Annotated in this window: 24 protein-coding genes; 9 read left to right on the top strand and 15 right to left on the bottom strand. The window is 71.7% G+C overall.

Annotation, left to right across the window (positions count from 1 at the left end; translation table 11 throughout):
* Positions 1–13 precede the first annotated feature (13 nt).
* The gene (locus FHU30_RS19560) at positions 14–961 is read left to right on the top strand and encodes an ABC transporter substrate-binding protein (RefSeq protein WP_253877627.1); all 948 of its coding nucleotides are present in this window, start codon (positions 14–16) and stop codon (positions 959–961) included.
* Positions 962–996: 35 nt separating this feature from the next.
* Here the strand turns inward: FHU30_RS19560 and FHU30_RS19555 are convergent, their stop codons facing one another.
* Both FHU30_RS19555 and FHU30_RS19550 read right to left on the bottom strand, forming a co-directional pair.
* On the bottom strand, positions 997–1,989 hold the full coding sequence (locus FHU30_RS19555) for a tetratricopeptide repeat protein (RefSeq protein WP_253877625.1): 993 nt from the start codon (positions 1,987–1,989) through the stop codon (positions 997–999).
* Positions 1,990–2,022: 33 nt separating this feature from the next.
* The gene (locus FHU30_RS19550; protein WP_253877623.1) at positions 2,023–2,436 is read right to left on the bottom strand and encodes a RidA family protein; all 414 of its coding nucleotides are present in this window, start codon (positions 2,434–2,436) and stop codon (positions 2,023–2,025) included.
* Positions 2,437–2,695: 259 nt separating this feature from the next.
* Between FHU30_RS19550 and FHU30_RS19545 the strand changes: the two genes are divergently transcribed.
* A complete protein-coding gene (locus tag FHU30_RS19545) occupies positions 2,696–3,037 on the top strand; it encodes a hypothetical protein (RefSeq protein WP_253877621.1) in 342 nt (113 codons plus the stop codon).
* Complete coding sequence (locus FHU30_RS19540) at positions 3,004–3,840, top strand: methyltransferase domain-containing protein (RefSeq protein WP_253877619.1); 837 nt, start codon at positions 3,004–3,006, stop codon at positions 3,838–3,840. The genes FHU30_RS19545 and FHU30_RS19540 overlap by 34 nt, the downstream gene beginning before the upstream one ends.
* Before the next feature lies 1 nt (position 3,841).
* Here the strand turns inward: FHU30_RS19540 and FHU30_RS19535 are convergent, their stop codons facing one another.
* The 6 genes from FHU30_RS19535 to FHU30_RS19510 all read right to left on the bottom strand — a co-directional run bounded on the left by FHU30_RS19535 (position 3,842) and on the right by FHU30_RS19510 (position 6,934).
* A complete protein-coding gene (locus FHU30_RS19535) occupies positions 3,842–5,038 on the bottom strand; it encodes an alpha/beta hydrolase (protein ID WP_253877617.1) in 1,197 nt (398 codons plus the stop codon).
* Positions 5,039–5,172: 134 nt separating this feature from the next.
* On the bottom strand, positions 5,173–5,397 hold the full coding sequence (locus FHU30_RS19530) for a DUF397 domain-containing protein (protein ID WP_253877615.1): 225 nt from the start codon (positions 5,395–5,397) through the stop codon (positions 5,173–5,175).
* Positions 5,398–5,401: 4 nt separating this feature from the next.
* The gene (locus tag FHU30_RS19525; protein ID WP_253877613.1) at positions 5,402–5,617 is read right to left on the bottom strand and encodes a DUF397 domain-containing protein; all 216 of its coding nucleotides are present in this window, start codon (positions 5,615–5,617) and stop codon (positions 5,402–5,404) included.
* A 21-nt stretch (positions 5,618–5,638) separates the two neighbouring features.
* Positions 5,639–5,833 carry a DUF397 domain-containing protein gene (locus tag FHU30_RS19520; RefSeq protein WP_253877611.1) on the bottom strand — a complete coding sequence of 65 codons (195 nt, stop codon included), beginning with the start codon at positions 5,831–5,833 and terminating at the stop codon, positions 5,639–5,641.
* An 11-nt stretch (positions 5,834–5,844) separates the two neighbouring features.
* Entirely contained in the window at positions 5,845–6,054 is a 210-nt protein-coding gene (locus tag FHU30_RS19515; protein WP_253877610.1) for a DUF397 domain-containing protein, read from the bottom strand.
* A gap of 22 nt (positions 6,055–6,076) precedes the next feature.
* Positions 6,077–6,934, bottom strand: a complete 858-nt coding sequence (locus tag FHU30_RS19510) for a helix-turn-helix domain-containing protein (RefSeq protein WP_253877609.1) — start codon at positions 6,932–6,934, stop codon at positions 6,077–6,079.
* 271 nt (positions 6,935–7,205) lie between these two features.
* Here FHU30_RS19510 and FHU30_RS19505 point away from each other — a divergent pair, with 271 nt between their 5' ends.
* Entirely contained in the window at positions 7,206–7,502 is a 297-nt protein-coding gene (locus FHU30_RS19505; RefSeq protein ID WP_253877608.1) for a hypothetical protein, read from the top strand.
* Positions 7,502–7,936 carry an ATP-binding protein gene (locus FHU30_RS47670; protein ID WP_372503917.1) on the top strand — a complete coding sequence of 145 codons (435 nt, stop codon included), beginning with the start codon at positions 7,502–7,504 and terminating at the stop codon, positions 7,934–7,936. The genes FHU30_RS19505 and FHU30_RS47670 overlap by 1 nt, the downstream gene beginning before the upstream one ends.
* 45 nt (positions 7,937–7,981) lie before the next feature.
* On the opposite strand, the gene FHU30_RS19495 is transcribed toward FHU30_RS47670, so the two are convergent.
* On the bottom strand, positions 7,982–10,171 hold the full coding sequence (locus FHU30_RS19495; RefSeq protein WP_253877606.1) for an amino acid permease: 2,190 nt from the start codon (positions 10,169–10,171) through the stop codon (positions 7,982–7,984).
* A 304-nt stretch (positions 10,172–10,475) separates the two neighbouring features.
* Here FHU30_RS19495 and ggt point away from each other — a divergent pair, with 304 nt between their 5' ends.
* The 3 genes from ggt (at position 10,476) to FHU30_RS19480 (ending at position 14,097) form a co-directional block, all read left to right on the top strand.
* Positions 10,476–12,386 carry a gamma-glutamyltransferase gene (gene ggt, locus FHU30_RS19490; RefSeq protein ID WP_308211339.1) on the top strand — a complete coding sequence of 637 codons (1,911 nt, stop codon included), beginning with the start codon at positions 10,476–10,478 and terminating at the stop codon, positions 12,384–12,386.
* A gap of 253 nt (positions 12,387–12,639) precedes the next feature.
* On the top strand, positions 12,640–12,987 hold the full coding sequence (gene cutA, locus FHU30_RS19485) for a divalent-cation tolerance protein CutA (RefSeq protein WP_253877605.1): 348 nt from the start codon (positions 12,640–12,642) through the stop codon (positions 12,985–12,987).
* A 183-nt stretch (positions 12,988–13,170) separates the two neighbouring features.
* Complete coding sequence (locus FHU30_RS19480) at positions 13,171–14,097, top strand: oxygenase MpaB family protein (protein WP_253877604.1); 927 nt, start codon at positions 13,171–13,173, stop codon at positions 14,095–14,097.
* 53 nt (positions 14,098–14,150) lie between these two features.
* On the opposite strand, the gene FHU30_RS19475 is transcribed toward FHU30_RS19480, so the two are convergent.
* From FHU30_RS19475 to FHU30_RS19460, 4 genes are all read right to left on the bottom strand, one after another.
* Positions 14,151–15,704 (bottom strand): MDR family MFS transporter, encoded by a 1,554-nt coding sequence (locus tag FHU30_RS19475; protein ID WP_253877602.1) that lies wholly within the window; start codon positions 15,702–15,704, stop codon positions 14,151–14,153.
* Positions 15,705–15,946: 242 nt separating this feature from the next.
* A complete protein-coding gene (locus tag FHU30_RS19470) occupies positions 15,947–16,246 on the bottom strand; it encodes a metal-sensitive transcriptional regulator (protein WP_253877600.1) in 300 nt (99 codons plus the stop codon).
* A gap of 151 nt (positions 16,247–16,397) precedes the next feature.
* Positions 16,398–17,819: an MFS transporter gene (locus FHU30_RS19465; RefSeq protein WP_253877599.1), complete on the bottom strand. Its 1,422-nt coding sequence runs from the start codon at positions 17,817–17,819 to the stop codon at positions 16,398–16,400.
* Positions 17,816–19,111 carry a M20 metallopeptidase family protein gene (locus FHU30_RS19460; protein ID WP_253877598.1) on the bottom strand — a complete coding sequence of 432 codons (1,296 nt, stop codon included), beginning with the start codon at positions 19,109–19,111 and terminating at the stop codon, positions 17,816–17,818. Before FHU30_RS19460 ends, FHU30_RS19465 begins: the two co-directional genes overlap by 4 nt.
* A gap of 71 nt (positions 19,112–19,182) precedes the next feature.
* Between FHU30_RS19460 and FHU30_RS19455 the strand changes: the two genes are divergently transcribed.
* Positions 19,183–20,280: an Lrp/AsnC family transcriptional regulator gene (locus FHU30_RS19455; RefSeq protein WP_253877597.1), complete on the top strand. Its 1,098-nt coding sequence runs from the start codon at positions 19,183–19,185 to the stop codon at positions 20,278–20,280.
* Positions 20,281–20,384: 104 nt separating this feature from the next.
* Here FHU30_RS19455 and FHU30_RS19450 read toward each other — a convergent pair whose 3' ends face one another.
* Together FHU30_RS19450 and ald are read right to left on the bottom strand one after the other, a co-directional pair.
* Positions 20,385–20,975, bottom strand: coding sequence for a histidine phosphatase family protein (locus FHU30_RS19450; RefSeq protein ID WP_253877596.1), 591 nt, complete (start codon positions 20,973–20,975; stop codon positions 20,385–20,387).
* A 158-nt stretch (positions 20,976–21,133) separates the two neighbouring features.
* Positions 21,134–22,249, bottom strand: a complete 1,116-nt coding sequence (ald, locus tag FHU30_RS19445) for an alanine dehydrogenase (protein WP_253877595.1) — start codon at positions 22,247–22,249, stop codon at positions 21,134–21,136.
* Between the last annotated feature and the right edge of the window lie 92 nt (positions 22,250–22,341).

The following is a 22,341-nucleotide window of genomic DNA, read 5'->3' as shown; positions in this document are numbered from 1 at the left end:
ACGAAGGAGACAGATGAGACTCGTCAAGGGACTGGCGGCCGCCGCCGTCGCGGCCATGGCGCTGAGCGCGTGCGGCGGCGGCTCGGGCGGCTCGTCCGCGTCCGGCGCGACGCACGTGGTGAAGCACGGGATGGGGGAGGCGAAGGTCTCGGACGCGCCCAAGAAGATCGTTGTGCTGGACACCGACAAGCTCGACACCCTGGCGACCCTCGGCCTGACCCCGGTCGGCGCGACCGTCCCCGACCAGAAGGCCGGGATGCCGAAGTACCTCGGGCCCGGCTTCGCCAAGGTGAAGAGCGTCGGCACGACCCAGCAGCCGGACGTCGAGGCCATCGCCGCGCTCAAGCCGGACCTCATCCTCGGCTCGAAGTTCCGGATGGAGAAGTACTACTCCCAGCTCTCCAAGATCGCCCCGACCGTCTTCACGGCGCAGGTCGGCATCACCTGGAAGCAGAACTTCCTCCTGGACGCCGAGGCCGTGGGCAGGAAGGCCGAGGGCGAGCAGAAGCTCAAGGCGTACGAGGACCGGGCCCGCAAGGTCGGCGCGTCGCTCGGCGACCCGTCCAAGCTGAAGATCAGCGTCATCCGCTTCATGCCGGACGAGATCCGCCAGTACGGGCCCGACTCGTTCTCCGGCATCGTCCTGCACGACGCGGGCCTCGGCCGTCCGGACGCGCAGCTGCTGAAGGACAAGTCCGACAAGCGCTTCGCCCCCCTCAGCCCCGAGCGCATCGACCAGGCCGACGGCGACTTCGTCTTCGTCGCCGCCTACGGCGCCAAGGCCGCCACCGAGCAGGCCAAGGTCACCGCCGGGCCCCTCTGGCAGCGCCTGTCCGCAGTCAAGGCCGGCCACACCAAGCCCGCCGACGACGAGATCTGGATGACCGGCATCGGCCCCACCGCCGCCAACAAACTCCTGGACGACCTCCAGAGCAACCTGGCTCCGCTGGCCAAGAAGTAGCGCCATCGAAGGCCCCGCCCGCTGGCGGGGCCTTCTCACAGCTGGTGGAAGTTCTCCCCGTAGAGGTACCAGCGCCCATCGAACCGAACGGCGCGTCCGGCAGGCAGCGGCTTCGCGACCCGTTCCGGGAGGGGCACCTCCGTCCAATCCAGCCGGACACTGTCGTCCGTCCCGAGCCGCAGCGCCCGATCCACATGCCGCACCGAAACGGGCTCGCCCGGCGTATGGACTTCCACCCTCAGCTCGTCGTCAGGCAGCGGATCGAACGAGTCCGACTCCGGGTCCCAGTAGTCCTCGAACCCCTCGGCGTCGTCCCCGAGCAGCTCCTCGTCGAGGACGTCCCCCCACGGGTAGTCCGCGACCCAGGCGTCGACGACCTGGCGAACCTCGGCCAGGTCGTTGACCACCCAGCACGTCTCCGCCCGCTCCCCGCTATGGGACGCCACGGTGTTGTGCCGGAACACGAAGAACCCGTGCGCGCACCGGCACACGTCCGACGCGACGGCCTCCGGCACGGGACGCCCGTCCAGACCGGCCACCAGTCCCGCGACCACGTGATCGCCCGGATCAACCCGAAGCGCCTCAACCCAGGCAGCCCGCGCGCCCGCGTCGTCCCCGAGCCGGTAAAGGGCATGCCCGATGAGAAACGCGGCCAGGTTCTCGTCCGGCTCAAGTTCCAGCGCCCGCCGCTCCCACCGCACGACCTCCAGGGCAAGCTCCCGAACCACGGGATCATCGCCCTTCCGAGGATCGGGCAACTCCTCCAGCGGCCCGAGGCGGCCCACCTCCCACTCGCGCAGGAACCGGCTCCGCCGCTCCGTCCCGTGGACGACGTAAGCCAGCAACTTCACGCTGTGCAGAACGGTGAGCCCGAGCATCGCCGTGACGGGCGCATCGTCCAGAAGCGCCTCGTACCGCCCCCGGACCTCCAGGAACGCCGGCTCGACCCGCCCTGCGGGCGAGACCTGCGCCGCCCGGACGTACCCGCCGAGCAACCCGGCGACCTCACGAACTCCCGCCTGATCCACTCGCCGAACCGTAGCCCGGCCCCGCCCAATTGATCAAGAAGGATCCGTCACAGCCGCGACGGCCTCGATCTCAACAAGCTGGTCCTCGTACCCGAGCACGGTGACCCCCAGCAGAGTGCTGGGCACGTCATGCTCCCCGAACGCGTCCCGCACCACTTGCCAGGTCGCCCCCAGATCCGCCTGCCGCGTAGAAGCAACAAGAACCCGCGTACTGATGACGTCCCGCAACGACGCCCCAGCATCCTTCAGAGCGACCTGCAAGTTCTCGATCGCCTTCGCCGTCTGCCCCACGTAATCCCCAACAGCCACCGTGACCCCGTCCTCATCCAACGGACAGGCCCCCGCCAGAAAAATCAGCCGAGCCCCCGCAGGCGCCGTGGCCGCATACGCATACTCCACAACATCCGAAAGCGACCCAGACCGAATCAACCTGACACCACTACCCACGCCCCACCACCCCACCCACGAACCCCCCATCCTGCCAACCCCCTCCCACCCCCCGCCTCCCCTTTTCCACCCACCCACCACCTGCCAAAGCAGGCCCGTCCGGACGGACGAGTGGATCGGCCGCCCCGCAGGAACGACTTCGCATGCAAGTTCGTGCAACTCGCCTGCGTGCGCGCCCTGGCCGTCCCTAACGTGATGGCCTGCAGGGCTTCCGGGGGGAAGGTGCTTCGCGGTGGGCAAGCACGAGAAGGGCAAGTAGGTGGTCGACCCGGGAGCATTGTCGGCGCGGCTGGTCGCCGAGCTGGCTGAAGCAGGTGACCTGGTGCCGGAGTGGCGTCCGGCGTTCGAGGCGGTGCCTCGGCACCTGTTCGTCCCGGACACGGTGTGGGTCGAGGACGGCGACCGGCTGCTCCCGGTCCATCGTGCCGACGACGAGACCGCCTGGTTGGAGCTGTGCTACGCCAACGAGTTCGTGATCACCCAGGTGGACGACGGGGTTCCGGCAGGGCCGGGGCAGGTCGCCGGGAAATCACCAGTTCGGCGAGCCGGCCCGACGTGGTGGCCTCGATGTTGGCGGCGCTGGAGGTCGAGCCCGGGATGAGCGTGCTGGAGATCGGCACAGGCACCGGCTGGAATGCCGCCCTGCTGGCGGAACGGCTCGGAGCGGATCGCGTGACCTCGGTCGAGGTCGATGCTGCGCTGGCCGAGCGTGCCCGGCACGTGCTGGCGGACGTGGGGCGCCACGTCCAGGTCGTGGTGGGGGACGGAGCGTTGGGACATCGGGCGTCCGCTCCGTTCGACCGCGTGATCGCCACCGTCGCCGCCGACCGGATCCCGCACGCGTGGGCGGCCCAGACCCGGCCAGGCGGCCGGGTACTGGTGCCATGGACCACCGACTTCCACAATGGCGCGCTGGTGTCGTTCGAGGTGTCGCGGGACGCGGTGATGCGGGGCCGGATCGTGGGGAACGTGGCGTTCATGAGGCTGCGGGACCAGCGCGGCAAGCGGGCATCGCTGGAACGTCACGTCCGCGACGTGGATGGGGCGCGCCGCTCGTTCACCGAGACGCATCCGTCCACGGTTCTCGGTGAGTACGACGCGTCCCTTGCCGTCGGCATCAAGGTTCCGCACTGCAAGCTGGTCGTCGCCTTCCACGACGAGCGGGCCTACACGGTGTGGCTGGTCGATCCGTGGTCGCGTTCATGGGCCAGTTTGGACGTCGAACCGGGCGCCGAGAAATTTCCCGTCCGGCAGTCAGGTGAGCGCGACCTCTGGCAGGAGGTCGAGGACGCTCACCGCTGGTGGGACCAACTCGGCCGTCCCACCGCCGACCGTTGGGGTCTGACCGTCACGGCGCAAGGGCAGGACGTTTGGCTCGACTGCGAGAGCCGGCGCGTCGTGTAGGTCAGCGTGCCTGTAGTGGCTCGGTGTCTGGGGAGGACGGGGTTGTGTCGCGGGAGCGGATCCAGGTGGTGAAGGATTCGATGGCGTCGACCACCGCTTCGAAGCGGAAGGAGTGGTAGAGGTCGAAGGCGTGGTTGCCGCCGCGCAGTTCGGCGTAGACGACGGGGTTGGACGAGGCGCGGCGTAGCCGGTCGGCGAAGTCTCGGGCGTCGGCCGCGGGGACGAGCGGGTCCAGGTCGCCGTGTGCGATGAAGAAGGGCGGCGCGTCCGCGTTGAGGTGGCCGAGTGGCGAGGACTCGGGGCCTAGGCCGAAATAGTCGCCGTACCAGCCGTTCAGGTAGATGGCACCCGATACGGAGGTGTCGGCGTCCTCGAAGCCCGGCTGGAATTCAGGGTCGTTCGGGGTGAGGGCGGCCAGCGCGGCCATGTGCCCGCCAGCCGAGCTGCCCGCCACGAACAGCGTCGCCGGGTCTGCGCCGTACTCGTGGGCGTGCTCGCGCGCCCAAGCGATCACCTTCTTGAGGTCGATCAGGTGGTCGGGGTGCTGGGCGTGCGGGCGCAGACGGTAGTTGGCGCTGATGCACACCCAGCCGCGGCTCGCCAGGTGGTGCAGGAGCGGGAGCGACTGGCTGTTCTTGTGCCCATGGCGGTATTCGCCGCCGTGCATATGGATCAGGACGGGCGCGCCTTCCGGACGTGAACGCTGGTGGTAGACGTCCAGGAGGTTGCGGCGTCCCGCATCGCCGTAGGAGAGGTTGGCCACGCGCCGCACGTCCCACCGGCGCCGGAAGAACGGCACGAACATGACACGCGCCAGCGAAGGACGCCGCCGCAACCCTTTGGCCAGATCAGCGTCTAGGGTGTCACGCCATCCCGCGCCGAGCCCTTCGTCCATGGCGCGCTCGATCCGCGCCCGGTCCCCGAGCCCGCGACGCCCGATGAGGACGAGCCCGGCCGCCGTCAGGACGGCGAAGGCGACGGCGAGCCATCCGCCCACCGAGTCGATGTCGCCCTCGGAGAAGGCCAGGACGGTCGGCAGGAACAGCAAGTAGAAGAAGGCCGTGAAGGGAATCTCGTTGACGACAAGCCCGAAATGGTAGGTCACCATCTGGAGCGCACGCGGCCGCCGCACCGGCGCCAGCGCGGACAACGCCCCGACCGCGACGATCGCCACAGGGATCACATAACCGACGGGCACCGAACCTCCAAGGCCGAACGCGGCCGACCGAAAACCGCACCCACGCACGCCCCGAACCGGGCCAGGCCCCGTAGCGACCCGCGATCACCCGCGACACTATGCCTTGCGAGATCTACATTCCAAGGTCAACATCGCTACCCCGTCATGCCCCCAAAGGCATGACCCGCCCCCGCGCGTCCCACCCCTCGGATCAGGCACTCCCACTCGGCGAGCGTCAGCACGATGACCGGACCGCTGGGGGCCTTGCTGTCGCGGACAGCGACTGAACGATCTGCGTTCGCAAGCTCCACGCAGTTGCCGTTCTGACCGCTATGAGAGCTCTTGCGCCAGCGTGAGTTGGTGAGACCTGGCGCCTTCATAGCGTCATCCTCTCCAGGAGGGAGGGTGCTGGTCGTCCTTGATTTGCTGGACGAGGTGTTGCCAGTCGGCGAGTGCGAAGGTGAGGAGGGGGCCGGCCGGGTTCTTGCTGTCGCGGACGGCCAGCGAACCCGGAATACGGGCGACCGCAACGCATTCGCCGTTCTGCTGGCTGTGTTTGCTCGTGCGCCAGACTGCGCAGGACAGGTCTGGAACGTTCATCGAGGCCCCTACTCGGTGCGCTTATTGCGCAGTACGGGACAGCCGCTGGATGAGGAGGCGCCAGTCGGCGGGCGCGAGGGCGATGACTGGACCAGAGGGGTCCTTGCTGTCGCGGATGGCGACGGTGGTGGGGACGGACGCGACTTCGACGCACGCGCCGCCCGATCCGTTGCTGTGGCTGCTCTTGCGCCAGACGGCGTTGGTGAGGTTGGGCATGCGCGCTTCCTCTAGGCCGGGGGGTGCTGGTCGTCCTTGATTTGGTGGACGAGGCGGTGCCAGTCGGCGGGCGCGAGGGCGATGGCGGGGCCGGTCGGGTTCTTGCTGTCGCGGATGGCGACGGTGGTGGGGACGGACGCGACTTCGACGCATTCGCCGCCCGATCCGTTGCTGTGGCTGCTCTTGCGCCACCGGGCGTTGATGAGATCCGGCGCGTTCATGACGCGATCCCCTCTCCATCTGTCAGTGCAGAGCATCCAGGACGCTCCTGATGAAGGCCGTGGAGGCTTCGGGAGACAGGGCGGACGCTCTCAGGTGGTCGATAACCAGCGTATAGCGCTCGATGTCCTCCGGCTCCTCCAAGTACTGGCTGCTCGTCAGGTCCTCGATGTAGATGATGCCCGTGCCTCCCGTCTCGGGGAAGGTGAGGTAGCTGAATGCGGTGCCCATCGATGCATGTGCACCGTGCTCGAACGGCAGTACCTGCAATGTCACGGATGGAAGGTCCGCCAGCACGAGCAGGTGCTGGAGTTGGGCGCCCATGACATCGGTTCCTCCCACATTGCGGCGGAGGACGGCCTCGTCGAGGACGATCCAGGCTTCCAGGGCGTCGCGGCGCGTGAGCAGTGACTGCCTGGTCGCTCGCGCTGCGACTTGGCGCTCCACTTCGTCGATGGCGATGTTCGGTCGCGCCGATCGAATGACGGCTTCGGCGTAGCCCTCAGTCTGCATGAGTCCTGGGACGAGTTGGTTCTGGTACATCGTCACGGACTTCGCGCCGTCCTCTAGGCCCACGTAGCTGTTGAACCACTGGGGGAGGGCGTCGGCGTAGGAGGCCCACCAGCCGCGGTGGCTGGCCTGCCTGCGGAGGGTCTGGAGGTCGGTGCGCAGGTCGTCCGCCAGGTTGTAGGCGTCCATGAGCAGGTCGAGGTCGTTCGTTCGGACGCCGACGCGGCCGGTTTCGATGCGGCTGACCTTCGACTCGGACCAGCCCACCTTGCGTGCGACCTCGGCGCAGCTCAGGCCGCGCTCCTCGCGCAGGCCGCGAAGCACGGTGGCGAGTCGGCGACGGCGGGCCGTCGGGCTCGAACGGGGTGCCATCTGACGATCCTTCCGGGGAGTTTCTGCAACTCGCTTGTGCTGCTGCACCTTGCAACCTACGGTGCGAGTAGGTCGGATGTCAGAGTGTCACGACAAGGATGCGAGTGGTGACGAATGCCGAAATTGCTTCGCTCGCTTGCGGTGGTCGATGCACTGGGCGTCACAGGCGTCTGCTGCGGACGCTCGTCCTCAATGGCGTCCGACATGTGAGCGGCCCCGGCGGGTGCGGGCACACCTGCCGGGGCCTTGGCCGACTGGAAAGGAGTCGGACATGGACAACCTACCTGCGGACGCTCCACCTCCGCTGGGTGGCGAGGGGACGGTCGCGCGGCTGCGGCTGTTCGTCGGGCTCATGGCGGAACTGCACGCGCTCGGGCGCGGGGTTTCGCTTGCGTTGGCCGCGCACGGTCAGCCCGTCCTCTATGTGCGGGACGGTGAGACCGCCCTCGCCGTTCTCAGCATGCGAGCTGTGAGTGGCGCCTGGTTGTTCTGCTGGGGTGGCGGGCATGTGGCGGCGGCCGATGGCGCCGCTCACGCCGCGCATCAGATCGCGGCGGGTGTGCGGTGATGGTGTGGGATGCCGTCACCACTCGGAGGGTGACGGGGCAGCGGGACGGGCAGCTCGACGTCCGGGCCGTCCGCGCGCAGGTTCGCGAGTGGGTCGGACCGATGGAATCCGTGGACGTCGATGACCTGGACCTTGTTGTGACGGAGGTCGTCACGAATGCTGTGCGGCACACGGCGTCCGGGCGCGACGGCGGCGGTGTTGACGTGACCGTCCGGACGTCCGCCGGGAGGGTTCGGGTCGAGGTTCTCGACGATGGCGGCGCTGCGGGTGCGCCGCGGTTTCCGGACCATAACCGTCCCCTCGGGGTGGACGATTTCTCCGCCGAGTCGGGACGCGGGTTGGTCATTGTGGCTGGGCTGGCGCGGGCTGCTGGGGCCGAGTGGATCGCGGGCGACGGCTCGGCCGGGCGGTGGGGTGTTTGGTTTGAGATGTAGGCCGGGCAGGCTCGGCGTCCTATAGAGGGCGCCGAGCCTGATCCGTTAGCGGTGGTGGCGGCCGCCTTGGGGTGGGTAGTCGTCTTCGTTCGGTGGGGTTTGGGGGTGGTCGCCGCTGCGGTGGCGGCCGGTGCCGGAGCTGTAGCGGTCGTCCTCGGACGGCATGTGGTAGCCGCCCGTGGCGTGGCGTCCGGACGGGGAATCGTACGGGGTGGCGTAGGGGCCGGTTGCTTGCGGGGGCATTCGGTAGTCGCCGGTTTGGTGCGGCTGGTTGCCGGTTGCATAGCGGCCGGACGGATGCGGATCGGCCGGCGGGCGCGGCGCGGACGAGCGCGGGTCGGACGATGAGCGCGGGTCGGCGGCGGGGCGGCCGTAGCCCATTCCTATGACGTCATCGTCGTCCTGGTAGTAGCCGCGTCCGGCCTGCGAGCCGTACGTCTCCTGGTAGGCGGCGCGCTGCGGCGGGACCTGGAACGGGTCGTTCGACGGCGGCGAGTCGTAGACCGGACGGTCGTACTGCTGCCGTTCGTAGTACGGCGTTTCAAAGGAGGGACGGGCGACCGGGGGAGGAGGAGCGGCCATCGTCGGGTTGCTCGCGCCCGGCCCGCCCGGCATGTAGCCGGCGGTTCCGCGCATCGGAGCCGGGACGCCCGACATCGGGCCGGAGGCGCCAGGGCCCGGGACGCCGGGCGCCATGGGGGCGCCGGTGGGCGCAGGGACCGGGTACGGGACGGAGATGCGCGCGGGCGGCGGCTGCGCCAGCAGGAGCTTCAGCTGGCTGCGGCGGCGTCCATAAACCAGGTAAAGCACCATGCCGCCGGCCATCCAGATGCCGAAGTAGGCCCAGGTGCGCAGCTCCAGGTTCAGCATCAGCCACGCGACCAGGACGATCGTCACGATCGCGGTGAGGCGGGCGGCCGGGACGCGGAACGGGCGGGCCAGGTCGGGGCGGTCGCGGCGCATCCGCAGGACGGACGCGGAGACGAACAGGAACGCGAACATCGTCCCGATGACGACCATGTGCTCCAGCGTCAGCACGTTGAGCGTCTGCGACATCAGCACGGCCGCGGCGCCCGCGACGAGCGTCGCGCGGGTCGGGACGCGGTACTTGCCGACCGCCGAGATGCCGCGCGGGAGCAGGCCGTCCCGGGACATGGAGAACAGCACGCGGGTGAGGCTGATCAGCACCACCAGGATCACGGTGGTGAGGCCGAGCACCGCGCCGACGTCCACGATCTTGCCCATGGAGCTGGCGCCGACCATGCCGAACGCGGTGCTGAGCGCGGGCTTGGCCGGGTCGAGGCGGCTGTAGGAGACCATGCCGAGCATCGCGATCGCGACGCCGATGTACAGCACCACCGCGATGCACAGCGAGGCGATCATGCCGCGCGGGATGCGGTGCGGGGCGTCGTCGGTCTCCTCGGCGGCGGTCGCGATCAGGTCGAAGCCGATGTAGGCGAACACGATCGCGGGCGTCGCGGCGAGGATGCCCCAGATGCCGAACACGTGCGGGGAGCCGCCGGTGATCGCGCCGGTCAGCGCGTCCAGGACGGTCTGCGCGCTGTCGTCCGGCGCGGCCTTCGCGGGCGGGACGAACGGGGTCATGTTGTGCGGGGCGAAGAACTTCAGCCCGGTCGCGATCAGCAGGACGATGACGATGAGCTTCGCCAGCACCATGAACCACAGCGTCCGGATGCTCATCCGGCTGCCGATCGCGAGCATCGCGACGATCAGCACCAGGATGCCGAGCGCGAAGACGTCGAAGCCCTTCTCCTGCCCGATCACGCTGCCGAGCGCGCCCGGTATCGGCACCGAGAAGTCGTGCAGCATCTGCGTCGCGAACAGCGACCAGGCCCGCGCGATCACCGACGCCGCCAGCAGCAGCTCCAGGATCAGCGACCAGCCCACCACCCACGCCCACACCTCGCCGAACGCGACGTAGGAGAACGAGTAGGCGCTGCCCGCGACCGGGATGATCGAGGACAGCTCGGCGTAGGACAGCGCGGCCAGCAGGCACACGATCCCGGCCACCACGAACGAGACGATCACGGCGGGACCGGCGGTGTTCGCGGCCAGCTGCCCGGAGATCTTGAAGATCCCGGAGCCGACCATGACGCCGAGGCCGAGCACGATCAGGTCGCGGGTGCGGTACACCACGCGCAGCCGGTGGCGGCCGCCGTGCACCTCACCGGTCGCACGCTCTACCGGCAGCCGCCGGAAAATGTTGTTGGGCATGGCGAAGTCCCAGGTCTTAGGCGATGTTTCCCCAGGGCCTGAACCCGCGCCGCTGTTCGCGAGACAGCACTGCTGAAGTCCCTAAGAATTCACCACGAACAGGTAAAACCGCAACGATTTCCATGAGATTGCTGTGGCGAGGTGAGGCCACCGCGACCGCCCGGGCGGCCGCGCCCGGACCGGCCGATCTTCAGGAAGCCCTTGCAGGTAAGGGCTGTCGCGGGGCGTCCGGGGTCGGTCGGGACGCTGGCGCTCGGCGGAGATCGGTGGCACCTTGGGGGACGCCGGTTCCGGAGGAGGTCCCGTGTCGTTCCCCGCGCCGTCCCGCCGCAGCGCGCGCCGCCTGTCCCGCCGCCCGTCCAGCAGCCCGTTCCGCCGTCCGTCCAGTGGCCGCAGGGGTGTCGCCGTCGCCGCGGCCGTCACCGCCGCCGCCGCGCTGGCCGTTCCCGGCCAGGCCGCCGCCGACCCGCCGTCGTCGCACCGCCCGCCGGACGCCAAGCAGCCCGTCGCGACCGGCTACGGAGGCGCCGTCTCCACCGTCGACCTGGACGCGAGCCGCAGCGCCCTGGAAGTCCTGCGGCACGGCGGCAACGCGATGGACGCAGCCGTCGCCGCCACCGCGACCCTCGGCGTCACCGAGCCGTACGTGTCGGCGATCGGGGGCGGCGGCTACTTCACCTACTACGACGCCCGCACCCGCCGCGTCTACACGATCGACGGACGCGAGAAGGCCCCCAAGGCGATGAAGGACACCTCCTTCATCGACCCGACCACGAACCAGCCGCTGCCCTTCGACCAGGCCGTGACAAGCGGACTGTCCGTCGGCGTGCCCGGCACGGTCGCCCAGTGGGACGCCGGGCTCCGCCGGTTCGGCTCGCGCTCGATGGCCGCGCTGCTCCAGCCCGCCATCCGCGTCGCCGAGCACGGCTTCACCGTCGACCAGGAGTTCCAGGACCAGACCGCCACGAACGAGGCGCGGTTCCGCGACATCGTCCCGACGCGGGACCTGTTCCTGCCCGGCGGGAAGCTGCCGCAGGTCGGCTCCACGTTCCGCAACCCCGACCTCGCGCGGACCTACCGGGAGCTGGCGCGGCGCGGGCCGTCCTGGCTGTACGGGGGCGAGCTGGGCAAGGAGATCGTCCGGACCGTCCAGCACCCGCCGAAGGACCCGGCCGCCACCCGCAACGTCCGGCCCGGACTGATGGCGGACGCCGACCTGCCCGCCTACAGGCCGGTCTGGCGCGACCCGACGCACGTGGAGTACCGCGGCCTGGACGTGTACGGGATGGCGCCCTCGTCGTCCGGCGGGATCACCGTCGGCGAGGCGCTGAACATCCTCGGCAACTTCCACCTCAGCCCCAAGGACCCGGTCACCGCGCTGCACTACTACCTGGAGGCGTCCAAGCTCGCCTACGCCGACCGCGGCCGCTACATCGGCGACGCCGACAAGGTGACCGTCCCGGTGAAGGAGCTGCTGTCGCAGGGATACGCCCGCGAGCGTGCCTGCCTCATCAAGCCGGACGCCGCCGCGCCCGCGCCCGTCGCGCCGGGGAACCCCGACGGCGACTACCCGCCCTGCAAGCCGCCGGGCAACACGACACGTGCACTCGCCGCCGAGGGCCCGCAGACCACGCACCTGGTCGTCGCCGACCGGTGGGGGAACGTCGCGTCCTACACATTGTCGATCGAGCAGTTCGGCGGCAGCGGCCTGACCGTCCCCGGACGCGGCTTCCTGCTCAACAACGAGCTGACCGACTTCAGCTTCCAGCCGCCCGCGCCCGGCCAGCCCGCCGACCCGAACGTCCCGGGACCCGAGAAGCGCCCGCGCAGCAGCATGGCCCCGACGATCGTGCTGAAGGACGGCCGTCCGGTGCTCGCGGTCGGCACCCCCGGCGGCTCGACGATCATCACGACCGTGCTGCAGATCCTGCTGAACCGGATCGACCTCGGGATGAGCCTGCCGGACGCGCTCGCCGCGCCCCGCGCAACGCAGCGCAACACCCCGCAGGTCTTCGCGGAACAGGCATTCCTCGACAAGTACGGCATGGGACTCGCGGCTCGCGGGCACCGGTTGCAGCTGTGGCCCGGCCCGCCGGTCGGCCAGATCGGCGCCGCGACCGGCCTGGAGTTCCTCGCGCCGGGACTCGTCCAGGCCGTCGCGGAACCCGTGCGCCGCCACGGCGGAAGCGCCCTGGTCGTCCGGCCCCAGCGCTGAGCCAGCGACCGTCCGGTCATCCGGCCTCAGCGCTGAGCCAGCGACCGTCCGGTCGTCCGGCCCCAGCGCTGACGCCGCGACCGTCCGGTCGTCCGGCCTCAGTGCTGAGCCAGCGGCCGTCCGGTCGTCCGGCCTCAGCACTGAGTCGGCGACCGTACGCCCGGCCGCCTCGCGTCCACGTCCCGCAGCGGGGCGCGAGGCCGATCCGGGCCCCGATGCCTACGATCGGTTCCACGGGGGAAGGAGACGGGGCATGGCCGACGCGTATGTGCAGGTGACCACCACGACCGACTCGCGGGCGGAGGCGGCGGAGCTCGCCCGGTCCGCCGTCGCCGAGCGGCTGGCCGCCTGCGCCCAGCTGATCGGCCCGATCGCCAGCACCTACTGGTGGGAGGGCGAGATCGAGTCGGCGGAGGAGTGGATGGTGGTGTTCAAGACCACCGTCGACCGGTTCGACGAGCTGGCCAGCCTCATCACCGACGAGCACTCCTATGACACCCCGGAGATCGTCGCGACCCCGGTCGTCGCGGGCAGCATGGATTACCTCGCCTGGGTCGCCGAGCAGACCGGCCCGAACGAGCCCGAACCCGAGGAAGCCTGACCCGGGACGCCTCGGGCACTGCGTCTCCGGGACGCAGGGCTCGGGGGCTCACGTGATCGTCCGGGCGGTGTGAGGCGGGCCATATCCGGGAAATAAGTGGGTACTTGCTGCGCCGTCCGTGGTTACCTCGTGGGGCATGAGCGGCGCCGCAGGGCGCGGAAACCGTGCGGGAAGGGGCGGACGATGGAGACCGACGCGCGCGCTTCGGAGGCCGGCGGCCCGGGCGAGGCCCTGGCCTTCCAGGACGGCGGGCCGGACGGCCCGGGCGACGACTTCGGGCTGTTCGGGCCGGAGTCGGTGACCTGGCGGGTCATGGGCGAGCCGGTGCTGATCGTCGGCGGGATCCGCGCGCTGCTGCTCCAGGCCCTGCACCCGCACTCGATGTGGGGCACCGCCCAGAACTCCGAGCTGATGGACCCGGCGACCGCGTGGGCCCGGCTCGGCCGGACGGTCGAGTTCGTCCGCGTCCGCACCTGGGGGACGACCGAGGAGGTCGAGCGCGTCGGGCGCCGCATCCGCAAGCTGCACTCCAAGCTCACCGGCGTGGACATGCGCACCGGCCAGGAGTTCCGCGTGGACGAGCCGGAGAACCTGCTCTGGGTGCACATGGGCGAGGTCGACTCCTACCTGGACGTCGCGCGCCGCTCCGGCGTCCCGCTGAGCCGCGCCGACGCCGACCGGTTCGTGGACGAGCAGCGCCTCGCCGCCGAGGTCGTCGGCCTCGACCCGGCGGACGTCCCGTCCAGCGTCGCCGAGATGCGCGACTACTACGCCGACATGCGCCGCGTGGTGTGGGCGTGCGACGAGGCGAAGGAGGGCTTCCGCCGGATGTTCAACCCGGCCCTGCCGAGCCGGCTCGTCCCGCTCAAGCTCGCCGCGCCGGCGGTCGGGCTGCTCGTCGTCTCCACGCTGCCGCGCTGGGCGCGCCGCAAGTACGGCCTGCCGGGCCTCCCGACGTCCGACCTGGCCGCGACCCTGACCCTCAAGGGCCTCTACCGGACGACCCGGGTCGTCCCCGAGCGCTACCGCTACAGCCCCGACGCCCGCCGCGCCCGCGCCCTGATCCGCGAACACGAATCCGACCCGTCCGCCTGGGACATCGCCTCCTGACCTGCCCCCTCATACGGCCGTCGTCCCGCTCGGGCGTGACCGCGTGGCCCGGCTCACGCCACAGGCGGCGGCGCGTCGTTGCTGGCGCGGTTGCCGTGGTGGGGGAGTAGGAGCGCGGGGATGATCAGCGCCGCGCCCAGGGCGAGGGCGACCCAGAAGGTGGTGGCGAACGCCTGGGCGAGATGCGGCGCTACCAGCGGGCGCAGCTTCTCCGGGATCTCGCCGCCGACGCGTCCGCCCGTCGCACCACGCGCGGCGGCGGGCATGCGCGCGGTGATCTCCCGGGACAGGACGACCGCCAGCAGCGCCGTCCCGAACGAGCCGCCCAGCTGGACGATGATGTTGAGCGCGCTGGTCGCGCGCGGGACGGCGTCCCGGCGCAGCGTGGCGACCGCCGCCGACATGGACGGCATCATGGTCGCGCCGATCCCGAGGCCGCGGACGAACATCGCGGCGCCGAGCAGCCAGAACGACGTATCGGCATGGACCTGGGTGAACGGGACGGTCCCGAGCGTCAGCACGACGACCCCGACGGGCACGACGCGTCCCGCGCCGAGGCGGTCGGTGAGCATCCCGGCGAACGGCATGGACACCGCCGCGCCGAGGCCCTGCGGCGCCATCAGCAGCCCGGCGGCGAGCGCGCCCTCGCCGCGTCCGACCTGGTAGTACAGCGGGATCAGCAGCATCGAGCCGAGCAGGACGGTGCCGACCAGGAACGCCACGGCGGACGCGGTCGCGTACGTCCGGTCCCGGTAGAGCCGGACGTCGATCAGCGCCCGGTCGCCGCGCAGCGCGGCGTGCGCGATGAACGCCGCGACGAGCACGCCCCCGGTGGCCAGCCACGCGATCGTGGACGCCTGGCCGAACCCGCCGCCTCCGCTCGCCCGGGACAGCCCGTAGATCAGCAGCACGAACCCCGGCGACAGCAGCAGCATGCCGCGCAGGTCGAGCGCCGCGCCGTCCTCCCGGGGCCGTCCGCCGGGGATCTTCCACCAGGCCAGCAGCAGCGCGAGCGCGCCGACCGGAAGGTTCACGAAGAAGATCCACCGCCAGTCCGCGCGCTCGACCAGGTACCCGCCGATGACCGGCCCGAACACCGGTCCGAGCAGCATCGGGACGCCGACGATGCTCATCACGCGGCCCATCCGGCGCGGCCCGGCGGCCATGGTCAGGATCGCCATCCCGGTCGGCATCAGCATGCCGCCGCCGAGGCCCTGCACGATCCGGAACGCGATCAGCGTGCCCACGTTCCACGCCGACCCGGCCAGCGCCGACCCGAGGACGAACAGCGCGATCGACGTCATCCAGACGCGGCGTCCGCCGAACCGGTCGATGGCCCAGCCGGTCAGCGGGATCACCATCGCGAGCGCGAGCAGGTAGCCGGTGACGACCCACTGGATCGTGGACAGCCCGGCGTGGAAGTCGTCGCCGAGCGTGCGGAGCGCCACGTTGACGATGGTGGTGTCGAGGATCGCCATCACCGTGCCGCAGACGACCACCAGCCCGAGCACGATGACGCCGCGGTCCAGCCGGTCGCCGCCCGGCGCGTCCGGCGGGTCCGGCGGCGCGCCGGGACGCTCGGCGCCGGTCAGCTGCTCGTCAGCCATGGCGGCCCCCTTGCCGGGCCCGGGACGCCCCAAACCCGCAGAAGTTCAAGGTTTTCGCAGCACACCACGCCGAATCGTGAACATCAAGAGGCCCCGGCCGGGGCGGAGGGGGCGGCCGCGGCTTATGAGACGCCCCGCGGCCGGGTCAGCCCCGGCGCATGGCGGCCCGCGGAGGCGTCAGCCGCGGCGCATGGCGGCCCGCGGAGGCGCCAGCCGCGGGGCATGGCGGCCCGCGGCGGGGGTCAGCCGCGGCGCATGAGGCGGCCGACGGCGGCCATCAGCTCGGTGCTCATCTCGTCGGACTTCCCGTCGTGCGCGCCCTCGGCGACGCAGTGCCGGACGTGCCCGTCGAGCAGCCCGAGCGCCACCTTGTCGAGCGCCGCCTGGATCGCACTGATCTGCGTAAGGATGTCGATGCAGTACCGGTCGTCCTCGACCATCCGCTCGATCCCGCGCACCTGGCCCTCGATCCGGCGCAGCCGCGTCTGCAGCTGGTCCTTGGTGGCGGTGTAGCCGCGGGTCGGGGTCTCGCTGGTCGCCATCGTCGTCCTCACAGTCGCCGGCGGTGCGGGGGTTCGGCCACGATACCCCCGGGGGAAACCCCCCAGGGGGTATCTTACCCGCTCCTCCCGGAACCACCCCGGCCCGCGCCCGCCGGCTCCCGCCCCGGGGCGCGCCAGGCCCGGACGGGGGTCAGCGGACGCGGGCGGACGAGGCGAACAGGACCGCGCCGGTGGCGATCAGAGCGCAGCCGCCGGTCAGCAGCCATACCAGGACGTAGCGGCCCTCGGGCGCCGAACTCCCGCCGGACGAGGCCAGCAGCGTCCCGAACACCCCGCCCGCCAGCGCCCCGCCGAGCGTCTTCACGTTGTTGTAGAGCGCGGTCGCCACCCCCGAGCGGGACGGGTCGGACGCCTCGACGATCACGGTCGGCATCGCGCTCAGCGCCGCGCCGATGCCGAAGCCCGCGACCACGTACAACGCGATCATCACGCCGAGCGAGCCGTGCCCGAGCGCGAACCCGGCGAACGCGGCCGCGATCAGCAGGTACGCGCAGACCAGCACCCGGCCGTATCCGAGCCGTCCCGCCAGCCGCGCGGCCAGCGCCGACCCGGCCACGCTGCTCACCACACCCGGCAGCAGCGCCGCCGAGATCGCGATCGCGGACATCCCGAACCCGTACCCGGCGCGGTCCGGATCGGCCGCGAAGAACGTCGCGTTCGGGGCCTGGCTGCCGAAGAACACCACGCCGAACACGAACGAGGTCAGGTAGACCGGCGCCACGCGGCGTCCGGCCATGGCGCGCAGGTCCACCAGCGGCTCCCGGACGCGCAGCTCCACGACCGTCCACACCGCGAGCAGGAGCAGCCCCGCCAGGACGGGCAGCAGCGTCGCCGCCGAACCCCATCCGGACCGTCCGGCCGCGCCCACCCCGCCCAGCAGCGCGATCATCGACAGGCTGAGCAGGACGACGCCGGGCCAGTCCACCCGGCCGTCCGCGCGCCGCGCCGACTCGGGCACCGCGACGAACGAGACCGGCACGCAGACCACGGCGAGGAGCGCCGCCAGCCACAGCGCCATGCGGACGTCCCCGAACGCCTTGTCGGCGAGCGCGAGGCCGACGCCGCCGAGCAGCCCGCCCAGCGTCAGGGCTCCGACCAGGCGGGCGATCGCGCGCCGGGCGAGGTCCGTGGGCAGCCGGTCCCGGACGAGCGCGATCTCCAGCGGCAGCAGCGCGGCCAGCGGCCCCTGGAGCACCCGGCCCGCCAGCAGCACCGGGAAGGACGGCGCGGCGGCGACGATCACCGAGCCCGCCGCGACCGAGACCAGCGCGATCCGCAGCATCCGCCGGTGCCCGTGCAGGTCGCCGAGGCGCCCGAACGCCGGGACGCAGACGGCGGCGGCGAGCAGCTGCACCGAGACCACCCAGTTCACCGTCGCGTCCGACACCGCGAACCGGTCGCCGATCGCTGGCAGCAGCGGCCCGATCCCGGTCTGGAGGATGCCGCTGACCAGCTCGAACAGCACCAGCAGCCCGACCACGGCGGTGACCGACCGGGCCCCCGGCGCCTCCCCGTCCGCCGCCTCCTCGGACCGGGGCAGGACCCCGGTCACGCAGCCCGCCCCGCGTCCGCGCCCGCCTTCGTGGCCCCGTCCGTGGCCGCCCCCGCGCTCGCGCCCGTGGTCGTGCCCGCGTCCGCGTTCGTGGGGGTTTCGGAGGCGCGGGAGAGGCGGCGGACGGCCAGGTCGGCGAGCAAGGCGGCGGCGTCCGGCAGGACGGCGTCGTCGAAGCGCGCGTGCGCCGAGTGGTTCATGGGCGCGGTCGCCGGGTCGATGTCCGGCGGGCAGGCGCCGAGGCCGAGGAAGGCGCCCGGCACCTCGTTCAGGACGAACGCGAAGTCCTCCGAGCCGGCCACCGGGCGCGGGGCGGTGAACACGCGGCCCGCGCCGAGCAGCTCGCCCGCCGCGTCCAGTGCGAACGCGGCCTCGGCGGCGTCGTTGACCGTCACCGGGTACATCTCGTCGTAGTCGATCTCCACTCCGACGCCGTGCGCGTCCGCGATGCCGCGCACCACCCGCTCGATCCCCGCGCGGACGCGGCGGTGCGCGTCCTCCGAGAAGGACCGGACGGTCGCGACGAACTCCGCGGTGTCCGGGATGACGTTCCCGGCGCTGCCCGCGCGGAGCCTCCCGACAGTGACGACGGCCGGGTCCATGGCGTCCAGGTCGCGGGTGACCATGGTCTGGAGCGCGGTGACCATCGCGCAGAGCGCGGGCACCGGGTCCTTGGCGGTGTGCGGGGACGACCCGTGCCCGCCGCGACCCCGCACCACCACGCTCACCTGGTCGGACGCCGCGAGGATCGGGCCCGGGCGGCTGACCGCGATGCCGCGCGGCAGCGTGTTGGAGAAGACGTGCAGCGCGTAGGCGCCGATCACCCGCGTCCGGGCCGCGTCCAGGACGCCCTCGTCGATCATCAGCTTCGCGCCGCCGAGGCCCTCCTCGCCGGGCTGGAACATGAACACCACGTCCCCGGCGAGCGCCTCGCGCCGGGCGGCGAGCAGGCGCGCCGCGCCGACCAGGCCGGCGGTGTGCAGGTCGTGCCCGCAGGCGTGCATGGCGCCGCCGGACGCCGCGTAGTCCAGGCCCGTCTCCTCGCGGACGGGCAGCGCGTCCATGTCCCCGCGCAGCAGCACGGCGGGACCGGGCCGTCCGCCGCGCAGGACGGCCGTCACCGAGGTCAGCGCGCGGCCGAGCGTGATCTCCAGCGGCAGGCCGTCCAGGGCGGCGAGCACCTTCTCCTGGGTGCGCGGCAGGTCGAGCCCGATCTCCGGTTCCCGGTGCAGCGCGCGGCGCAGCGCGGTGAGGTCTTCCCGCAGGTCATCGCTGTCAGAGAGGAGAGACATGGCGATATCGTGAGGATCACCGCCCATCCCGGGCCGTCGAACGCAGCAATCCACCGGAACCAGGTGATCAATTGCCGACATCCGCCACAGGCGCGCCCGTCCGGCTGGACGATCTCGACCACCTGCTCGTCACCGCGCTCCAGACCGCGCCGCGTGCCGACTGGCGGCGGATCGGCGCGGCGCTCGGCGTGGACGGCTCGACCGCCGCGCGCCGCTGGGCCCGGCTGACCGGCGCCGGGCTGGCCTGGCTCACCTGCTTCCCGCTGCACGTCGGCGACCAGACCTGGCTGAGCGCGTTCGTCGAGGTCGACTGCGCGCCCGGGCGGCTGCACGAGGTCGCCGCCGCGCTGGTGGAGGACCCGAACGTGTTCAACCTGGAGCACGTCACCGGCGGCCGCGACCTGCTGCTCACCCTGGTCTGCCGGGACCAGGCCGAGCTGGCCCGGTACGTCGGGTTCCGGCTCGGCCGCCTGCCGGGCGTCGCGGCGACCCGCACCCAGATCGCGACGACCCTGCACGCCGAGGGCAGCCGGTGGCGGCTGGACCGGCTGAACGAGGAGCAGCGCCGGATCCTGCTGGGGGACGGCCCGAACCGTCCGGCCGAACCTCGTCCGATGCGTCCCGGCGACCTCGAACTGGCGCGCGTTCTGGCGCAGGACTGCCGCGCCTCCGTCGCCGAACTCGCCGCGCGGACCGGGCTCAGCCCGTCCACGGTGCGGCGGCGGCTGGCGCGCATGGAGGCGGACGGCGGGCTGGCGTTCCGCTGCGAGGTGGCGCGCGACCTGTCCGGCTGGCCCGTCGCCGCCTACCTGTGGCTGAGCGCGCCCGCGGGGGAGGCGGCGCGGATCGTGGCGCTGCTCGCCGGGCTGCGCGAGACCCGGCTCTGCGCCTCGCTGACCGGCGCCGACAACCTGCTGGTCAACGTTTGGCTGCGGTCGATGGACGGCATCCACGCCGTCGAGCAGGCGCTCGTCCGGCGGTTCCCGGAGCTGCGCGTCACCGACCGCACGGTGACGCTCTGGCCGGTCAAGATGGCCGGGCAGCTGCTCGACCCGCACGGCCGCTGGCTGCGCGCCGTCCCGGTCTGGCTCTGGGACGACCCGACCACCGAAGCCGAACTCGGCGCCCTCCTGGGCCGCCTCCGCACCGGCACCCTGCCGGACGCCTAGGAAGGCTGGACGGCCAGGCTGGACGGCCAGGCGGGACGGCCAGGCGGGACGGCCAGGAAGGTGGGACGGCCAGGAACGCGGGACGTTCCAGGAAGGCTCGCCGCCTACGCGGGCGGGACGTTCCAGGACGTGACGACCGGTCGCTCGTGCTCGGTGCCGAGCGTCGAGACCGTGCCCGTGCTCAGCGCGAAAAGGCGTCCCTCGGTCGGGTCCAGGCCGAGCCACCGCGCGGTGAGGACGCGCAGGACGTGCCCGTGCGCGACCAGGGCGACGTCCCCCTCGGCCAGCAGCGGCCGGACGCGCTCCAGCACGCGGTCGGCGCGCTTTCCGACCTGCTCGACGGTCTCGCCCGGATGCTCGGCGTCGCCGGGGATCACGCCGTCGTCCCACAGGTACCAGCCGGGACGGCCCTCGCGGATCTCGGCGCTGGTGATGCCCTCGTAGCCGCCGTAGTCCCATTCCCACAGGTCGGCGTCGGTCTCGTCCACGGTGAGGCCGGCCAGCTCGGCCGTCCGCTGGGCCCGTTCGGCCGGGCTCGCCACCACCCGCGCCGGACGCAGCTCGGCGAGCGCCGGGACCAGGGCGCGTGCCTGCTCCTCGCCCTTGGCGGTGAGCGGGATGTCGGTGCGTCCCGTGTGCCGCCGGTCCCGGCTCCACTCGGTCTCACCGTGCCGAAGGATGATCAGTTCCCCCATGGGGGACACCCTACGGGTCGGCCCGACCCGGCCCCGAGGCCGGGCCACGCCCTGGCGCGGACATGACGACGGCCCCCGTCCACCGCCTGTGGGGAGGCATCGGACGAGGGCCGTCGGGTCTAGGGGCCGACGAGGGCGGCGGGTTCGGGAACCGCGGGTCAGGCGAGGACGGACTCCAGGGACACGTGGTTCATGCCGTGCGCCTCGGCGACGTGGTCGTAGACGAGGCTGCCCGCGTGCGTGTTGAGGCCGAGGGCGAGGGCGCGGTCGGCGATCAGGGCGTCCTTCCAGCCCTTGTTCGCGATGGAGACCGCGTAGGGGAGCGTTACGTTGGTGAGGGCGTAGGTGGAGGTGTTCGGCACCGAGCCCGGCATGTTGGCCACGCAGTAGAAGACCGAGTCGTGCACCTTGAAGGTCGGGTCGGCGTGCGTGGTCGGACGGGAGTCCTCGAAGCAGCCGCCCTGGTCGATCGCGATGTCCACCAGCACCGAGCCGGACTTCATGTGCGCGACGAGGTGGTTGGAGACCAGCTTCGGGGCCTTCGCGCCGGGGATCAGCACCGCGCCGATCACCAGGTCGGCCTCCCGGCACTGCTCTTCGAGCGTGTAGGCGTTGGAGACCAGGGTCTTCAGCCGGCCCTGGTAGATCGCGTCGATGTGCCGGAGCCGGTCGACGTTGACGTCCAGGATGGTCACGTCCGCGCCCATGCCGACGGCGATCTGCGCGGCGTTCAGCCCGGACACGCCGCCGCCGATGACCACGACCTTGGCCGGGGCGACACCCGGCACGCCGCCGGGCAGCACGCCGCGCCCGCCGTTGAACTTCATCAGGTTGTACGCGCCGACCTGCGGGGCGAGCCGTCCCGCGACCTCCGACATCGGGGCGAGCAGCGGCAGCGACCGGTCCGGCAGCTGGACGGTCTCGTAGGCGATCGCGGTGACGCCGGCGTCCAGCAGCGCCTCGGTGCACTCGCGGGACGCGGCCAGGTGCAGGTAGGTGAACAGGGTCTGGCCGTCGCGCATCCGGTGGTACTCGGCCTTGATCGGCTCCTTGACCTTGAGGATCAGGTCGCCCTCGGCCCACACCTCGTCGGCGCTCTCCAGGATCTTCGCCCCGGCCGAGGTGTAGTCGTCGTCGAGGATCGCCGAGCCCTCGCCGGCGCCGCGCTCGACGAACACCTCGTGCCCGTTCCGGGTCAGCTCGTGCACCCCGGCGGGGGTGATGGCGACGCGGTACTCGTGGTTCTTGATCTCGCGCGGAACGCCGACCTTCATGTTGCCCTCCGTCAACGCTGACAGGTTGTGACCAGCTGGTACGCCTCAAGGGTGAGGTCTGCCGGCACCTGCGTGCCATGTCCAGTATGTAT

The sequence above is a fragment of the Actinomadura rupiterrae genome (assembly GCF_024172125.1).
Lineage (GTDB): Bacteria > Actinomycetota > Actinomycetes > Streptosporangiales > Streptosporangiaceae > Spirillospora > Spirillospora rupiterrae.
This window is presented reverse-complemented; position numbering and strand designations above follow the sequence as displayed.

Coding starts and splice junctions, on each gene's coding strand:
- FHU30_RS19560 (WP_253877627.1), top strand. CDS start 14: ATGAGACTCGTCAAGGGACTGGCGGCCGCCGCCGTCGCGGCCATGGCG.
- FHU30_RS19540 (WP_253877619.1), top strand. CDS start 3,004: ATGTTGGCGGCGCTGGAGGTCGAGCCCGGGATGAGCGTGCTGGAGATC.
- FHU30_RS19530 (WP_253877615.1), bottom strand. CDS start 5,397: ATGAAGGCGCCAGGTCTCACCAACTCACGCTGGCGCAAGAGCTCTCAT.
- FHU30_RS19525 (WP_253877613.1), bottom strand. CDS start 5,617: ATGAACGTTCCAGACCTGTCCTGCGCAGTCTGGCGCACGAGCAAACAC.
- FHU30_RS19520 (WP_253877611.1), bottom strand. CDS start 5,833: ATGCCCAACCTCACCAACGCCGTCTGGCGCAAGAGCAGCCACAGCAAC.
- FHU30_RS19515 (WP_253877610.1), bottom strand. CDS start 6,054: ATGAACGCGCCGGATCTCATCAACGCCCGGTGGCGCAAGAGCAGCCAC.
- FHU30_RS19510 (WP_253877609.1), bottom strand. CDS start 6,934: ATGGCACCCCGTTCGAGCCCGACGGCCCGCCGTCGCCGACTCGCCACC.
- FHU30_RS19505 (WP_253877608.1), top strand. CDS start 7,206: ATGGACAACCTACCTGCGGACGCTCCACCTCCGCTGGGTGGCGAGGGG.
- FHU30_RS47670 (WP_372503917.1), top strand. CDS start 7,502: ATGGTGTGGGATGCCGTCACCACTCGGAGGGTGACGGGGCAGCGGGAC.
- FHU30_RS19495 (WP_253877606.1), bottom strand. CDS start 10,171: ATGCCCAACAACATTTTCCGGCGGCTGCCGGTAGAGCGTGCGACCGGT.
- cutA (WP_253877605.1), top strand. CDS start 12,640: ATGGCCGACGCGTATGTGCAGGTGACCACCACGACCGACTCGCGGGCG.
- FHU30_RS19480 (WP_253877604.1), top strand. CDS start 13,171: ATGGAGACCGACGCGCGCGCTTCGGAGGCCGGCGGCCCGGGCGAGGCC.
- FHU30_RS19475 (WP_253877602.1), bottom strand. CDS start 15,704: ATGGCTGACGAGCAGCTGACCGGCGCCGAGCGTCCCGGCGCGCCGCCG.
- FHU30_RS19470 (WP_253877600.1), bottom strand. CDS start 16,246: ATGGCGACCAGCGAGACCCCGACCCGCGGCTACACCGCCACCAAGGAC.
- FHU30_RS19460 (WP_253877598.1), bottom strand. CDS start 19,111: ATGTCTCTCCTCTCTGACAGCGATGACCTGCGGGAAGACCTCACCGCG.
- FHU30_RS19450 (WP_253877596.1), bottom strand. CDS start 20,975: ATGGGGGAACTGATCATCCTTCGGCACGGTGAGACCGAGTGGAGCCGG.
- ald (WP_253877595.1), bottom strand. CDS start 22,249: ATGAAGGTCGGCGTTCCGCGCGAGATCAAGAACCACGAGTACCGCGTC.